The sequence below is a fragment of the Microbacterium sp. Root553 genome (assembly GCF_001426995.1).
Lineage (GTDB): Bacteria > Actinomycetota > Actinomycetes > Actinomycetales > Microbacteriaceae > Microbacterium.
On record NZ_LMFY01000001.1, the window covers coordinates 2,559,407 to 2,575,319 of the forward strand.

General features: G+C 68.8%; 12 protein-coding genes. 4 read left to right on the plus strand and 8 right to left on the minus strand.

Annotated features, from left to right (window positions below):
- Positions 1–6 precede the first annotated feature (6 nt).
- Complete coding sequence (locus ASD43_RS11980; protein ID WP_056417770.1) at positions 7–2,166, plus strand: 3-hydroxyacyl-CoA dehydrogenase NAD-binding domain-containing protein; 2,160 nt, start codon at positions 7–9, stop codon at positions 2,164–2,166.
- Positions 2,167–2,253: 87 nt separating this feature from the next.
- Here the strand turns inward: ASD43_RS11980 and ASD43_RS11985 are convergent, their stop codons facing one another.
- The 6 genes from ASD43_RS11985 to dut form a co-directional block, all read right to left on the minus strand.
- On the minus strand, positions 2,254–3,162 hold the full coding sequence (locus ASD43_RS11985) for a diacylglycerol kinase family protein (RefSeq protein WP_056419580.1): 909 nt from the start codon (positions 3,160–3,162) through the stop codon (positions 2,254–2,256).
- Between the two features lie 68 nt (positions 3,163–3,230).
- The gene (dxs, locus tag ASD43_RS11990; RefSeq protein WP_056417776.1) at positions 3,231–5,171 is read right to left on the minus strand and encodes a 1-deoxy-D-xylulose-5-phosphate synthase; all 1,941 of its coding nucleotides are present in this window, start codon (positions 5,169–5,171) and stop codon (positions 3,231–3,233) included.
- A 167-nt stretch (positions 5,172–5,338) separates the two neighbouring features.
- Complete coding sequence (locus tag ASD43_RS11995; RefSeq protein WP_056417778.1) at positions 5,339–8,176, minus strand: aconitate hydratase; 2,838 nt, start codon at positions 8,174–8,176, stop codon at positions 5,339–5,341.
- Between the two features lie 153 nt (positions 8,177–8,329).
- Positions 8,330–9,064 (minus strand): DUF3159 domain-containing protein, encoded by a 735-nt coding sequence (locus tag ASD43_RS12000; RefSeq protein ID WP_056417781.1) that lies wholly within the window; start codon positions 9,062–9,064, stop codon positions 8,330–8,332.
- Complete coding sequence (locus ASD43_RS12005; RefSeq protein ID WP_056417784.1) at positions 9,061–9,648, minus strand: DUF3710 domain-containing protein; 588 nt, start codon at positions 9,646–9,648, stop codon at positions 9,061–9,063. The genes ASD43_RS12000 and ASD43_RS12005 overlap by 4 nt, the downstream gene beginning before the upstream one ends.
- Complete coding sequence (gene dut, locus ASD43_RS12010; RefSeq protein ID WP_056417788.1) at positions 9,641–10,114, minus strand: dUTP diphosphatase; 474 nt, start codon at positions 10,112–10,114, stop codon at positions 9,641–9,643. Before dut ends, ASD43_RS12005 begins: the two co-directional genes overlap by 8 nt.
- Before the next feature lie 12 nt (positions 10,115–10,126).
- Between dut and ASD43_RS12015 the strand changes: the two genes are divergently transcribed.
- Positions 10,127–10,591 carry a DUF3093 domain-containing protein gene (locus ASD43_RS12015; RefSeq protein ID WP_056417791.1) on the plus strand — a complete coding sequence of 155 codons (465 nt, stop codon included), beginning with the start codon at positions 10,127–10,129 and terminating at the stop codon, positions 10,589–10,591.
- 143 nt (positions 10,592–10,734) lie between these two features.
- Here the strand turns inward: ASD43_RS12015 and ASD43_RS12020 are convergent, their stop codons facing one another.
- The gene (locus tag ASD43_RS12020) at positions 10,735–11,028 is read right to left on the minus strand and encodes a DUF4193 domain-containing protein (RefSeq protein WP_045255033.1); all 294 of its coding nucleotides are present in this window, start codon (positions 11,026–11,028) and stop codon (positions 10,735–10,737) included.
- 197 nt (positions 11,029–11,225) lie between these two features.
- On the opposite strand from ASD43_RS12020, the gene sepH reads away from it, so the two are divergent.
- Positions 11,226–12,263 (plus strand): septation protein SepH, encoded by a 1,038-nt coding sequence (sepH, locus tag ASD43_RS12025; RefSeq protein WP_056417795.1) that lies wholly within the window; start codon positions 11,226–11,228, stop codon positions 12,261–12,263.
- An 8-nt stretch (positions 12,264–12,271) separates the two neighbouring features.
- Here sepH and ASD43_RS12030 read toward each other — a convergent pair whose 3' ends face one another.
- Positions 12,272–13,393 carry an alkaline phosphatase family protein gene (locus tag ASD43_RS12030; protein ID WP_056417797.1) on the minus strand — a complete coding sequence of 374 codons (1,122 nt, stop codon included), beginning with the start codon at positions 13,391–13,393 and terminating at the stop codon, positions 12,272–12,274.
- A gap of 75 nt (positions 13,394–13,468) precedes the next feature.
- Here ASD43_RS12030 and ASD43_RS12035 point away from each other — a divergent pair, with 75 nt between their 5' ends.
- Entirely contained in the window at positions 13,469–15,910 is a 2,442-nt protein-coding gene (locus tag ASD43_RS12035; RefSeq protein WP_149422975.1) for a DNA gyrase/topoisomerase IV subunit A, read from the plus strand.
- Positions 15,911–15,913 lie beyond the last annotated feature (3 nt).

Genomic DNA, 15,913 nt, shown 5'->3' on the forward strand with positions numbered 1-15,913 from the left:
GCGCCGATGGCACACTCGATCTCCGCACAGTACGCGAACGTCGACTTCTCCCCCATCCAGGCCCTCACCGACGGCGAGGTGATCACGCACTCCCCCGTGCGCGACATCCGCCTCGCGTCCGGCAAGGTGCTGGCTCTGATCACCCTCGACAACGGACGCGATCACACGCGTCCGAACACGCTGGGCCCCGCCACGCTCACCGCTCTCGGCGAGACGCTCGACGGTCTCGCCGCTCGCGCCGCTGCCGGCGAGATCCAGGCCGTCGGCATCACCGGCAAGCAGTACATCCTGGCCGCCGGGGCCGACCTCTCGGACATCAGCAAGGTCGGCTCGCGGGACAACGCGCGCCTGATCGCGCAGCTCGGCCACAAGGTGCTCGGCAAGTTCGGCGAGCTCGGCGTCCCGTCGTTCGCGTTCGTGAACGGGCTGGCGCTGGGCGGCGGTCTCGAGATCGCGCTCAACTCGAGCTACCGCACCGTCGACGCGTCCGCCGCGGCGATCGCGCTCCCCGAGGTCTTCCTCGGCATCATCCCCGGCTGGGGCGGGGCCTACCTGCTGCCCAACCTGATCGGCATCGAGAACGCCCTCGAGGTCGTCATCTCGAACCCGCTCAAGCAGAACCGGATGCTGAAGCCGCAGCAGGCCTTCGACCTCGGCATCGTGGACGCGATCTTCCCGGCGGCGAACTACCTCGAGAACTCGCTCGCCTGGGCGGACGCCGTCCTCGGCGGCAAGAAGGTGGAGCGCAGGAACGAGCCCGGCAAGATCGAACGCCTCACCAAGTGGCCGATCGCCATCAAGATGGCGCGGAACATGCTCGAGTCGAAGATCGGCACCGTGCCGAAGTCTCCCTACGCCGCGCTCGACCTGCTCGACAGGGCGAAGAGCGGCACCAAGGCCGAGGGCTTTGCACGCGAAGACGAGGCTCTCGCCGAGCTCGTCACCGGCGATCAGTTCGCGGCGTCCATGTACGCGTTCGATCTCGTGCAGAAGCGTGCGAAACGGCCCGTCGGCGCACCGGACAAGGCTCTCGCCAAGAAGGTCACCAAGGTCGGCATCATCGGTGCGGGTCTCATGGCCAGCCAGTTCGCCCTGCTGTTCGTGCGCAAGCTGCAGGTGCCCGTGCTGATCACCGACCTCGACCAGGCGCGCGTCGACAAGGGCGTGGCCTACATCCACGAGGAGATCGGCACGCTCGAGGGCAAGGGCCGCCTCGACACGGACTCCGCCAACAAGCTGCGCGCTCTCGTCACCGGCACGACCGACAAGACCCTCTACGCCGACTGCGACTTCGTCATCGAGGCCGTGTTCGAGGAAGTGGGCGTCAAGCAGCAGGTCTTCGGCGAGATCGAGAAGGTCATCGCCGAGGACGCCATCCTCGCGACCAACACGTCGTCGCTGTCGGTCGAGGAGATCGGTGCGAAGCTCGCTCACCCCGAGCGTCTCGTCGGCTTCCATTTCTTCAACCCGGTCGCGGTGATGCCGCTGATCGAGATCGTGAAGACTCCGACGACGTCGGAGGAAGCACTCTCGACCGCGTTCGTCGTCGCGAAGAACCTCGGGAAGAACGCGGTCCTCACCGCCGACGCACCGGGATTCGTCGTGAACCGGCTGCTCGCGAAGGTCATGGGCGAAGCGGCGCGCGCGGTGTACGAGGGAACGCCCATCACGGACGTCGAGAAGGCCTTCGCGCCGCTCGGACTCCCGATGGGTCCGTTCCAGCTCATCGACCTCGTAGGGTGGAAGGTCGCGGCGCACGTGCAGGACACCATGGCGCACGCGTTCCCCGATCGCTTCTACGCGAACGAGAACTTCCACGCTCTGGCCGAGCTCGACACGGTGATCGAGAAGGACAAGGGCGGCCGCGTGACCGGCTGGACGAAGCAGGCGGAGAAGCTGATCAAGCCCGCAGTCGGCACGACGCCGGCCTCGGCCGAGACCATTCTGGGGCGGGTGCAGGACGGCCTCGCGAGTGAGATCAAGCTGATGCTCGATGACGGCGTCGTGCCCGAGGCCGAGGACATCGATCTGTGCCTGATCCTGGGCGCCGGCTGGCCGTTCATCGACGGCGGCGCGTCGCCGTACCTCGACAGGGAAGGCGCCTCGGAACGCGCCTTCGGCGGAGAGTTCCACACCCCGCAGATCCGCGGCATCGAGAACCGCTGACAACGATCCGGAGACCGCAGTGCCGTGCGGCGAGCACGGCGCTGCGGTCTCTCTGCGCGTCTACTCCGAAGCGAGGAGTCGGGGTCGTCAGGCGTGGTCGCCCGATGCCGGCACCATCATCGTGAGAGCTGCGGCGCGGACGCCGATCGTGCACTCCCCCGTCGCCACCCGCTCGCCGTCGGCGTACACCGCCAGGCCGGGAGCGGAGATCGCGACCGAACGCACCCGGCGATGCGACACCTCCGCGGCGCTCAGATGGCGGCCCCGCAGGAGTCGGGGGAAGAGCGCCACCAGGCGCAGGCGACCGAGCTCCCGGACGTGCACGACGTCGAGCAGCCCGTCATCCGGCGTCGCGCCCACGCAGATCGGCATCCCGCCCCCGTAGCTCTCGGTATTGCCCACGGCGATGAGCGTCCCCGCCGCATCGCGTGCGGGCTCGCCGTCGAGAGACAGCCGGAAGGGCACCGGGCGAAGACGGACGAGCTCGATGAGGAGCGCCAGATAGTAGCGCAGCGGGCCCGACGGCCAGCGCAGACGATCGGTGCGCTCGGTGACCTTGGCGTCGAATCCCAGGGCGGCGACGGTGAGGAACAACCGGGTGCTCTCGCCGGAGCGCACCTCTCCGACATCGATCACGCGGCGGCGGCCGCTCATCGCGACCAGCGCGGCGGCGGCGGCGGAGCGCAGGGGCAGCCCGAGTGCGCGAGCGAGATCGTTGCCGGTCCCGGCGGGGACGAAGGCCACGGGCACGCTCTGACCGCAGAGCAGGTCGAGGAGGCCGGACAGGGTGCCGTCACCGCCGACGACGACGAACACCGTGGGCCCCGCCGCCAGCGCCCGCACGGCGAGTTCGCGCGACTCGGCCGCCGACGCTCCGGTGTAGGTGCGCACCTCCGCGCCGCCGGCGCGCAGACGATCGACAGCGTCGGCCGCGATCCTGACCGCGCGGCCTTTTCCGGCCGCCGGATTCGACAGGACGGCGACGTGACCGCTCATCGCTTCGTCCCGTGTGGCGGTCTCCACCCCACGCGGACCCTGCGATCGATGCCCGCCACGGCGAGCGATCAGCGGCGTTCGCGGAGAGGCAGGTCGATCGTGCCCGTCTCGCCGGTCTGACGCGCGACGGGGATCCGGGTTCCCAACACCTGGGAGACCACATCCTGGGCGATCTTCGCCGCAGTGAGGCCCGCGTCTGCGAGGATCTGGTCCCGCGAGGCATGGTCGATGAACTCGTCCGGGAGCCCGAGCTCGTCCACCGCCGTATCGATGCCGGCTTCACGGAGCACCTGGCGCACGCGCGTGCCGATTCCTCCGACGCGGATCCCGTCTTCGATCGTGATGACGAGACGGTGTCGCGCCGCCATGCTCACGATCGACGGCTGCACCGGGATCGCCCAGCGCGGATCGATCACGGTCGCCCCGATGCCCTGAGCGCGCAGCCGCTCGGCGACGTCCATCGCGAGAGCCGCGAACGGGCCGATCGCCACGAGCAGCACGTCTTCGGATTCGCCTCTGGAGAGCACGTCGACACCGTCATGCAGCCGCTCGACGGCAGGGAGCTCCGGCGAGACATCGCCCTTGGGGAAGCGGATGACCGTCGGAGCGTCGTCCACCAGGACGGCCTCATCGAGTGCCTCCCTCAGACGCTCCCCGTCGCGGGGAGCCGCGATGCGGATGTGCGGCACGATCTGCAGCATCGCCAGATCCCACATGCCGTGATGGCTGGGGCCGTCAGGACCGGTCACACCGGCGCGGTCGAGCACGAAGGTGACGCCCGCCCGGTGCAGTGCGACGTCCATCAGCACCTGGTCGAACGCGCGACCCATGAAGGTCGCGTACAGCGCGACGACCGGATGCAGGCCGCCGAAGGCGAGCCCTGCCGCCGAGGCGACCGCGTGCTGCTCGGCGATGCCCACGTCGTAGACGCGGTCGGGGAAGCGCTCCGCGAACGGGGCGAGTCCGGTCGGTCGCAGCATCGCGGCGGTCATGGCGATGACATCGTCACGGCGCTCGCCCACCGACACCAACGCGTCCGAGAAGACCTCGGTCCACCCCGTGCCGCCCGACGAGAGCGTCTCGCCGGTCACCGGATCGATGCGGCCGACGGCATGGAACTGATCCGCCTCGTCGTCTCGTGCGGGCTGGTAGCCCCGACCCTTCTCGGTGATCGTGTGCACGATCACCGGTGCGCCGTAGGACTTCGCCAGCTCGAGCGTCTCGAGGAGCGCGGGCAGATCGTGTCCGTCGATCGGACCGAGGTACTTGATGTCCAGGTTGGAGTACAGCGCCTCGTTATTCGTGAATCGCGAGAGGAAACCGTGGGTTCCTCCCCGCACTCCGCGGAAGACCGCGCGACCGACGGGTCCGAAGGCCCGGAACAGGCGATCGGACTTGTGATGCAGATCCTTGTAGGCCGCGGCCGTGCGTACGCGGTTGAGATAGCGCGACATGCCGCCGATGGTCGGTGCGTACGACCGCCCGTTGTCGTTCACGACGATCACCAGGTTGCGGTCGTTGTCGTCGGAGATGTTGTTGAGCGCCTCCCAGGTCATTCCCCCGGTGAGTGACCCGTCTCCGAGCACGGCGACCACATGTCGGTCCGCTCGTCCGGTGGCGGTGAGGGCGCGAGAGACGCCGTCGGCCCAGCTCAGCGAGCTGGAGGCATGCGACGACTCCACGACGTCGTGCGCGCTCTCGCTGCGCTGTGGATAGCCGGCCAGTCCGCCGCGCAGACGGAGCTTCGAGAAGTCCTGGCGCCCGGTGAGGAGCTTGTGCACGTACGACTGGTGCCCGGTGTCGAAGATGAAGGGGTCATCGGGTGAGGAGAAGACGCGGTGCAGCGCGATCGTGAGCTCGACGACGCCGAGGTTCGGGCCGAGATGCCCGCCGGTGCGGGAGACGTTCTCGACCAGGAATTCCCGGATCTCCGCCGCGAGTTCGACCAGCTGGTCCTCGGACAGTGCGTCCAGGTCGCGGGGTCCTGAGATGCTCGGAAGGATCGGCATCTGCACCTCCTCATAGGCACCGTAGACGGCATCCGTTCGGTTCGGACGCCTGATCGATCCTACCTCGGGGCATCCGTGAAAGCTCGGAGCGACCGCTCCCCTTGACACCGCGCACGGCATGCGACAGGGGCCCGATTCCGAAGAATCGGGCCCCTGTCGACGGTCGATCAGACCAGCGAACGCAGCACGTACTGCAGGATGCCGCCGTTGCGGTAGTAATCCGCCTCGCCGGGGGTGTCGATGCGGACGACCGCGTCGAACTCCACGACCTGCTTGCCCTCGGGCGACTGCTCGCTCGGGGTGGCCGTGACCTTCACGGTCTTCGGGGTCACACCCTCGTTGAGCTCCTCGAGACCCGAGATCGAGACGATCTCGGTGCCGTCGAGGCCGAGCGACTCCCAGCTCTCGCCCGCGGGGAACTGCAGTGGGACGACGCCCATGCCGATCAGGTTCGACCGGTGGATGCGCTCGAAGCTCTCGGTGATGACAGCCTTGACCCCCAGCAGGCTCGTGCCCTTGGCCGCCCAGTCACGCGACGATCCCGAGCCGTACTCCTTGCCGCCGAAGATGACGAGAGGTGTGCCCTGCTCCTGGTAGTTCATGCTCGCGTCGTAGATGTACGACTGCGGGCCGCCCGGCTGGGTGAAGTCGCGGGTGTATCCACCCTCGACGACCTGGCCGTCGTTGACCGCCGCCACCATGGCGTTCTTGAGGCGGATGTTCGCGAAGGTGCCGCGGATCATCACCTCGTGGTTGCCTCGGCGCGATCCGAAGGAGTTGAAGTCCTTGCGGTCGACGCCGTGCTCGGTGAGGTACTGCGCCGCCGGCGTGCCGGGCTTGATGTTTCCGGCCGGCGAGATGTGGTCGGTGGTGACCGAGTCGCCGAGCGTCGCCATCACGCGAGCACCCGAGATGTCGGCCACCGGGGTGAGCTCCATCGTCATGCCGTCGAAATAGGGTGCCTTGCGCACGTACGTCGAGTTCTCGTCCCACTGGAAGATGTCGTCGTCCGGAGTGGGCAGGCTGCGCCAGCGCTCGTCACCGTCGAAGACGGTCGCGTACTGCTTGATGAACTGCTCGCGGGAGATCGACGAGTCGACCAGCTCCTGGACCTCGGCCGGGGTGGGCCAGATGTCTTTCAGGAAGACGTCCTCACCGTCTGTTCCCTTGCCGAGTGCATCGTTCTCGAAGTCGAAGTGCATCGACCCTGCCAGTGCGTAGGCGATGACCAGCGGCGGGCTCGCGAGGTAGTTCATCTTCACATCGGGGCTGATGCGTCCCTCGAAGTTGCGGTTTCCGGAGAGGACCGCGGTGACGGCGAGGTCGTGCGAGTTGATGGCCTCGGAGACCTCTTCGATCAGCGGACCGGAGTTGCCGATGCAGATGGTGCAGCCGTAGCCGACGGTGTAGAACCCGAGGCCCTCGAGGTCTTTGTCCAGACCCGACTTCTCGTAGTAGTCCGTGACCACCTTGGAGCCCGGCCCGAGGGTCGTCTTGACCCACGGCTTCTGCTTCAGGCCCTTCTCGAGCGCCTTGCGGGCCACGAGCCCGGCGGCGATCATCACCGAGGGGTTCGACGTGTTGGTGCACGAGGTAATGGCCGCGAGAGTGACGGCGCCGTTGTCGAGGATGTATTTCTCCCCCGACGGCGTGGTCACCGGCACCGGCTTCGAGGCGTTCGCCGGGGCGCCGCTGTTGATGTGCACCGGACGGGTGGTCACCGGCTCCTCTTCGCCGGGCACGGAGCCCGGGTCGGATGCGGGGAACGAGTGCTTCGACTCGAGGTCGACGACGGAATCCGAGGTGGATGCCGACGCGTACGCCAGGATGTCCTGCTCGAACTGCGACTTCGCCTCGGACAGCAGGATGCGGTCCTGCGGGCGCTTCGGGCCCGCGATCGACGGCACCACGGTGCCGAGGTCGAGCTCGAGGTACTCGCTGAACGTCGGCTCGTGCGAGGCGTCGTGCCAGAGCTTCTGCTCCTTGGCGTACGACTCCACGAGTGCGACGGCCTCGTCGCTGCGCCCGGTGAGGCGCAGGTAGTCGAGCGTGACGTCGTCGATCGGGAAGATCGCGGCGGTGGAGCCGAACTCCGGGCTCATGTTTCCGATGGTCGCGCGGTTCGCGAGCGGCACGGACGCCACTCCCTCACCGTAGAACTCGACGAACTTGCCGACGACGCCGTGCTTGCGCAGCAGGTCGGTGATCGTGAGGACCACGTCGGTCGCCGTGACGCCCGCGGGGATCTCGCCCGAGAGCTTGAAGCCGACGACGCGCGGGATGAGCATGGACACGGGCTGACCCAGCATCGCGGCCTCGGCCTCGATGCCGCCGACGCCCCAGCCCAGCACGCCGAGGCCGTTCACCATGGTGGTGTGCGAGTCGGTGCCGACGCAGGTGTCGGGGTAGGCGCGCAGCACGCCGTCGACGTCGCGGTCGTAGATGACCTTCGCCAGGTGCTCGATGTTCACCTGGTGGACGATTCCGGTTCCGGGCGGGACGACCTTGAAGTCGCTGAACGCCGTCTGGCCCCAGCGCAGGAACTGGTACCGCTCGCCGTTGCGCTCGTATTCGATCTCGACGTTGCGCTCGAGAGCGTTCTCCGAACCGAAGAGGTCGGCGATCACCGAGTGGTCGATGACCATCTCGGCGGGCGACAGCGGGTTGATCTTGTTCGCGTCGCCGCCGAGCGCCGTCACGGCCTCGCGCATGGTGGCGAGGTCGACGATGCACGGCACACCGGTGAAGTCCTGCATGACCACACGGGCCGGCGTGAACTGGATCTCGGTGTTGGGCTCTGCCGCGGCGTCCCACGAACCCAGGGCTTCGATCTGCGCCTTCGTCACGTTCGCGCCGTCCTCGGTGCGAAGCAGGTTCTCGAGGAGGACCTTGAGACTGAAGGGGAGCTTGTCGAAACCGGGCACCGTGTCGATGCGGAAGATCTCGTAGTCGGTGCTGCCGACCGTCAGGGTGCTCTTGGCACCGAAGCTGTTCACCGTGGACACGAATCCGTCTCCTTCTATTCGGATGGGAGCGACAGGCGCCTCCATCTTGCTCGCCAGCGAGCCCCTGCGGCTAGCAAGGCAGACCTAACCAGTCTGCTCTGCTCGACCCGCGAGCGGAAGCCTGCAATTTATCTTGATGTCAAGATAAATCTATCACGCCCGAGCTGTGTCTCCGGCATCCGACGCGCGCGGATACAGCGCCCGCACGACCAGGAAGGTCACTGCGATCAGCGGAGCGAACAGCGGCAGGCCCATGACCAGCTTCAGGGTCCCCAGTGCGGTGACGTCGCCGGCCAGGTACAGCGGCAGCTGCACCGCGAGCCGCGCGAAGAACAGGGCGGCCCACGCGACGCCGAGCCACAGGAATGCCCTGCGCTTGCGCCGGTCACTCCGCCAGGCGGTGCCCTCCCCCATCAGAAAGCCCACGGCGAGGCCGATCAGCGACCACCCGACGAGTGCGGAGACGAGCATGGCGGAACCGTAGACGGCGTTCGTGATGAGCCCGGGCACGAAGTTGTCCTCGCCCCGCCCGGTCAGCAGCGCGAGCGCTGCCGCTGCGGCCGCAGCGACGAGACCGCCGATCGCGGCCGACGGAGGCGACTTCTGCACCAGCCGGACGACGGTGAACACCGCCGCAAGTCCGACGGAGACCCCGAGGGGCAGGATGAGCGGCTCGGGCCGAACCGTGAACAGGATGACGAACGCGAGGCTCGGCAGCACCGATTCCAGGATGCCGCGCCAGCCGCCCATCGCGGACCACACGACCTTGCCGGTGGCGCTGCTCTCGTTCGGATCCAGTCCGGCGCGCCGTGCCGCACCGCCGAGGGCCGCGCCCACGATGTCCGACGCCGTCTGCTCGCGCTCCGGCTCGGGGACCTGCGTGCTCACGCGGAGCCGGGAGTCGCGGGCATCTTCAGCGGGATCAGATCGCGCGGCGGCATGGGCGCACCCCCGCGGACGACCACGATCGAGCGGAACAGGTCCTCGACCTTGGCCGCGGCCTCGAGGTCGGAGGCGGCGGCACCGCCGATCACACCGCGGAGGAACCAGCGCGGGCCGTCGATGCCGATGAAACGGGCCAGACGCAGCTCCGATCCCTCGCTCGCTGCCGCAGGAACCTCGGCGAGGAGCTCCTTGCCGAGAGGGCCTTCGCGCTCCTCGACCCGGCCGCCCTGGGTGCGCACCTGGTCGCGCAGCTGAACGCGCGTCTCGTCCCAGAGCCCGCCGGACCGCGGTGCCGCGAAGGGCTGCACCTGCAGCGACGACTCGGCGTAGTCGAGACCGACCGCGACGATGCGCTTGGACTGCTCCTCGACCTCCAGGCGGAGGTTGAGCCCCTCGCGGGGAAGGATCTTGATGCCACCGAGATCGATGTACGGCCGCACCGGGTTCGCTTCGGAGTCGTCGAAGGGCCCCTGCGAGGCCCGATCGTGGGGAGCCGGCGCGGAGGGAGTCTCGTTGTTGTCAGTCATTGGTCTGTCCTGCCGAGGGGGAATGGGTGTCTGCCTGGTAGCCGGTCGAACCGAAGCCGCCTTCGCCGCGGATGCTGTCGGGCAGCTCCTCGACCGGGATGAAGACGGCACGGGTGACCGGCATCACGATCAGCTGCGCGATGCGATCGCCGACGGCCACATCGTACGCGCTGTGGATGTCGGTGTTGATCAGGCTCACCTTGATCTCACCGCGGTAGCCGGCGTCGACGGTGCCCGGCGAGTTGACGATCGAGATGCCGTGCTTGGCGGCGAGCCCGCTGCGCGGGACCACGAAGGCCGCGTATCCGTCGGGCAGCGCGATCCGCACTCCGGTGGCGACCAGCGCACGCTCACCCGGTGCGAGGTGCACGGCCTCGGCAGCGACCAGATCTGCTCCCGCGTCGCCGGGGTGAGCGTATCCCGGCACCACAGAGGCGATAATGGGGACATCAACGGAATCAGTCACCCCCCGAGGCTAATGCAGAACATCGACCCCGACACGCGCACCCGCTACCGCGAGAGACTGTCCCCCAGCCTGTGGCTGCTGGTGACGGTGGCTCTCGCCGGCCCGATGGTCGCGCTCATCGCGGTGCCCGCCGGCTCCACGATCGCTCTGGTCGCCGGGGCCGCCGTCTCGGCGCTGCTGGTGATCGCCGTGATCGCGGTCACCCCCGTCGTCGCGGTCGACGGTGACGTGCTGAGTGCGGGTCGAGCGCACATCGAGGTCCGCCACCTCGGCGTGCCGATCGCCCTGACCGCCGAGGACGCCCGCCAGGCTCGCGGCCCGGGGCTTCCTGCACGCGGCTGGCACCTGATCCGCGGCGGCATCGACGGTCTGGTCGTGGTGCCGAACATCGACCCCGATGACCCCGTCGACACCTGGACGATCTCGACCAGGACGCCCGACCGACTCGCCGCGGCGATCATCGCCGCGCAGGGCTGAGCTCTTCCGCGCCGTCTCCGCGCTCTCTCCGCATGGCCCTAGAGCCGCGGCGGAACCCGGGCATACGCGATACCCCCCTCGGAAAAGACGACGCGCCCCCGACCATGACGGTCCGGGGCGCGTTTCTTCTCGCTCTGGTGCGCTCAGGCAGCGCACTCCTTGCAGATGGGGCCGGAGGCTCCCTCGTGGTCGAGCTGCGAACGGTGCTTCACGAGGAAGCAGTTCATGCAGGTGAACTCGTCCTGCTGCGGCGGCAGCACGACGACATCGAGCTCGAGATCGGAGAGGTCGGCTCCGGGGAGGTCGAAGCTGGACGGGTTGTCCGCATCCTCGTCTCCCGAAGAACCGGAGAGCTTGTCCGGCACACGCTCCTTGAGGGCTTCGATCGACTCGGAGTCGTCTTCACTCTTTCGAGGGGCGTCGTAATCGGTTGCCATGTGGTGAATCTCCACTTTCATGCGAGTGGGTGGTGCGCCGTCGGGGGTAATCGGCGGCCATAGTTTGCATGACCACGAGGGAATAAGCAAATGCTCGTGGGTGCGACAGAGCAAACTCACGGCACGCCCAGAGTATTCCCGCCTCGGGCCCGCCCCGCGTGACACCATGAACAGACACCCATCAGAGGGGCATTCGCATGGAAAACGTCACCATCGTCGGCACGGAGGCAGGCCTGCTCGTACTCGCGACCGAGTCGGGCGAGCGGTTCGCGCTGCCCATCGACGACGTCCTGCATCGTGAGCTCCGCCGCGCCACACGGCAGAGCGAGCCGGCCGCGCAGCGCCTCGCCGCGAGCCCGCGCGACATCCAGGCGCAGATCCGCGCAGGACTCACCACGACCGAGGTCGCCGAGCTGCTGGGCATCGCCGTCGAGGACGTCGTGCGCTTCGAGGGTCCGGTCCTCGCCGAGCGCGAGCACGTGATCGGTCAGGCACTCGCCGTCCCCGTCCTGATCGGCAGCGATGTCGAGCCCGACGCGCAGCCGACGTTCGGCACCGCCATCCGCGCCAAGCTCGCAGAGGTCGAGGCCTCCGCCGAGCGGTGGGCCAGCTGGAAGGGCGAGAACGGTTGGGTCATCAAGCTCGAGTTCAGCGCCAACGACGTCGACCACGACGCGCGCTGGAGCTTCGATCCCCGCCGCAGCGCCCTCTCGCCGCTCAACGCGGATGCGACCCAGCTCTCCCGTCAGGGCTCTCTTCCCGACGGACTGATCCCCCGGTTGCGCGCGGTCGACGCCGAGCGCCAGCCGTCGCCCTACAAGGACGACAGCCGCTTCGACTCCGGCGCGTTCGGACCGCGACTGGTGCCCACCCCCGAGAGCGAGGTCGACGACGTCGCGATCCCCGAGCGGTCCGCCGCCGCCGCGCAGAACGCCGCGACGAAACGGGCCCCGGAATCCGCGACCACCAGCCCGGAGACCGCCGATCTGCTCGAGGCGCTCCGCCGCCGCCGCGGTCAGCGCGAGACGGCCCCTCTTCTCGAGCATCCCGACGACGACGACGAGACGGGACCGATCGCGCTGTTCGATGCGTTCGAGGGCGATCAGTCCGACGAGCGCGAAGACGAACCCGCGGCACCGGCCGAGCCGACGAACGAGACCGGCGGGCGGCGCAAGCGGCGTAACGCCATGCCGTCGTGGGATGAGATCGTCTTCGGCGCCAAGACCGACGAGTAGACGCGGCGTCAGCGCGCGAAGGCCCCCAGCCGGAGCAGCGGTACCTGTCTCTCCTCCGGGGTGAGACCGCCGTGCTGTCCGACCATGCCACGACCTCGCTGGTCTGCGGCGGTGCCGTCGTAGACCGCGCCGTTCCCCCGTGCGACCACCAGCAGGTCGCCCATCCGTGACGCGGCGGCGGGCGCGATCGTCGGCCCGAAGAGCCCCGCGGCGATCGCGTCCTCCCTGGTGCCCACATCGGCCAGTCCCTGCAGATCCGAGGACCACTGCGCGGCGACGGCCGCGGCATCGGCCTCGGGGTCCGTGTAGACATGCAGCATCCTGGGCTCGCCGCCGATGTGACGGACGCCCGCGAGGTGCTCCGCCTCGAGGACGACCTGCCTGTGCGCCGGGACGTCGACCATCCCGTGGTCCGAGGTGACGAGGACGCCGACCCCCGGGGGCACGCGGAGCGACAGGGCGCCGTCGATCTCCTCGAGCGCCGCGACCCACTGGGCGGAGTCGACGCCGTACCGATGCCCCGCCTTGTCGACCTCGGGGAGATAGCAGTAGACGAGCGCACCGGGGTTCCGCTCGGCCAGATCGTAGGCCGAAGCCACGCGATCCGCGGGTGTCTGCGCGGCGACGAAATCGGCTCCGCGCAGCGTCGCCCGAGTGAATCCGCTCTCGGCATACGCAGCGACACCGACCGCGTATGCCGGTCGCCCTTCCCCCCGCGCTCGCTCGAAGACGGTCGGGGCCGCCTGCCAGGTCATCGGATCCAGACCCTCGGACTCCCACCCGGTCAGCTGGTTCACGAGGATGTCCCGCGCGGGATCACGGACGCGGTATCCGACCAGGCCGTGCTCGCCCGGCCACGCACCGGTCAGGATGCTGGTGAGCGCCGCCGCGGTGGTCGAAGGGAAGACCGAGTACGCCACGTCCTTCTTCGCCATACCCGCCGTGAGGGCGCGCGCATGCCCGGCGTGAGCGCGCAGACTGATGGCCCCGAGACCGTCGACGAGGACCAGCACGACCGATTCGGCGCGCGGCAGCACCGCGGAGTCGCCGTGAAGGGCGTCGAACACGTCGTCCGCCACCCCGACGATGCTCCGAGCGGCGGCAGGCTCGGACGGTAGAATGAGGGACACCCGAGCCAGTCTGACACAGGCTCCCCCACGCGCTCAGTCTTTGCACAACTCAGCCTTCGCACACTCAGGATGGCCATGCCGAAGAACCCGCCTGCCGAGCTCGCACCGGAGCGAATCCAGGACATCGATCTCGAGACCGAGATGCAGGGTTCGTTCCTCGAGTACGCCTACTCGGTGATCTACTCCCGGGCGCTGCCCGATGCGCGTGATGGCCTGAAGCCCGTGCAGCGACGGATCCTCTACCAGATGTCCGAGATGGGACTGCGCCCCGACCGCGGCCACGTCAAGAGCGCCCGCGTCGTGGGCGAGGTCATGGGAAAGCTGCATCCCCATGGTGATTCCGCGATCTACGACGCGCTGGTGCGACTCGCTCAGGACTTCGCGCTCCGGGTGCCGCTCGTCGACGGGCACGGCAACTTCGGATCGCTCGACGACGGTCCCGCCGCCGCCCGATACACGGAGGCGCGGCTCGCCTCGCCCGCGATGGCCCTCACCGAGAACCTCGACGAGGATGTCGTCGATTTCGTGCCGAACTACGACGGGCAGTTCCAGCAGCCTTCGGTTCTGCCTGCGGCGTTCCCGAACCTCCTCGTCAACGGCGCCAGCGGCATCGCGGTCGGCATGGCCACCAACATGGCCCCGCACAACCTCATCGAGGTCGTCGCCGCAGCCACGCACCTGCTCGAGAATCCGGATGCCACCACCGAGGAGCTGATGGAGTTCGTGCCGGGCCCGGACTTCCCCTCCGGCGGCATCCTGATGGGCCTCGACGGCGTCAAGGACGCCTACGCGAACGGCCGTGGTGCGCTCAAGGTGCGCGGCAAGGTCTCGGTGGAACCGCTCGGGCCGCGGCGCACCGGGATCATCGTCTCCGAGCTGCCGTACATGGTCGGCCCCGAGCGGCTGATCGAGAAGATCCGCGATGCGGTGCAGGCGAAGAAGCTGCAGGGCATCAGCGATGTCACCGACCTCACCGACCGCAACCACGGACTCCGCGTCGCGATCGGCGTCAAGACGGGTTTCGACCCGCAGGCCGTGCTCGAGCAGCTGTACCGGCTGACGCCCCTCGAAGACTCCTTCAGCATCAACAACGTCGCGCTCGTCGACGGGCAGCCCCGCACGCTCGGGCTCAAGGAGATGCTGCGCGTCTACGTCGCCCACCGGCTCGAGGTCATCACCCGGCGCAGTCGTTACCGCCTGGCCCGGCGCGAAGAGCGCCTGCACCTCGTCGAGGGTCTGCTCATCGCGATCCTCGACATCGACGAGGTCATCCAGGTCATCCGCTCCTCCGATGACTCCGAGCAGGCGCGGTCCCGGCTGCGTTCGGTGTTCGATCTCAGCGAGCTGCAGGCCGAGTACATCCTCGAGCTGCGCCTTCGCCGTCTGACCAAGTTCTCGCGGATCGAGCTCGAGACCGAACGCGATGCCCTTCTCGCCGAGATCGCAGCCCTGCGCGAACTCCTCGCCAGCGACGTGCTGCTGCGTGCAGCGGTCGCGAAGGAGCTCGACGCCGCGGCCGAGGCGTACGGCACCCCTCGCCGCACGCTGCTGATGAACGCCGCTCCCGCCAAGCCTCGCGCGACGAAGGGTGCTGTCGACCTCCAGATCGCGGATGCGCCCACCGTTCTCGTCCTGTCGACCACCGGGCGGGCGGTGCGAGTGGATCTCGGCGAGGGCCAGGAGCTCTCCCTGCCGCCTCGGCGCAGCAAGCACGACGCGATCCTCGCCACCGTCGAGACGACGGTGCGCGCCGAGATCGGCGCGCTGACCTCCGAGGGGCGAGTGCTGCGATTCTCCCCCGTCGACCTGCCGTCGGTGCCGTCGTCGTCCGTGCAGCTCGCCGCCGGCGCGCCGCTGCGGGACTACCTCGGGATCACGACGCGGGGAGAGCGGATCCTCGGATTCGTCCGTTTCGACAGCGACACCCCGATCGCGCTCGGCACCGCGCAGGGAACGGTGAAGCGGATCGTCCCCTCGACGCTGCCCGTGCGTCCGGACCTCGAGGTGATCGGCATGAAACCCGGCGACACCGTCGTCGGAGCCGTCGAGGCGCGAGACGATGCCGACCTGGTGTTCGTCACGACCGATGCTCAGCTGCTGCGCTTCTCGGCGTCCGCGGTGCGCCCGCAGGGTGCGCCCGCCGGCGGCATGGCGGGGATCAAGCTCGGTGCAGGGTCCACGGTGCTCTTCTTCGGAGCCGTGGCCCCCGACACGGATGCGGTGGTCGCCACCGTCTCCGGGTCCGACAGCATCCTCCCGGGAACGGAACCGGGGCGAGCGAAGGTGTCGGCGTTCGCGGAGTATCCCGCGAAGGGCCGTGCGACGGGCGGCGTCCGGGCGCACTCCTTCCTGAAGGGCGAGGATCGGCTCACGGTCGCCTGGGTCGGGCCGACCCCGGCGCAGGCCGTCGACCCGACCGGTGCCGTGCGAAAGCTCCCCGAGGCGGGCGCCAGGCGCGATGCCTCGGGTCAGCCCATCGACGGCGTGATCGGCAGCATCGGCCGCACCCTGGTCTGACCA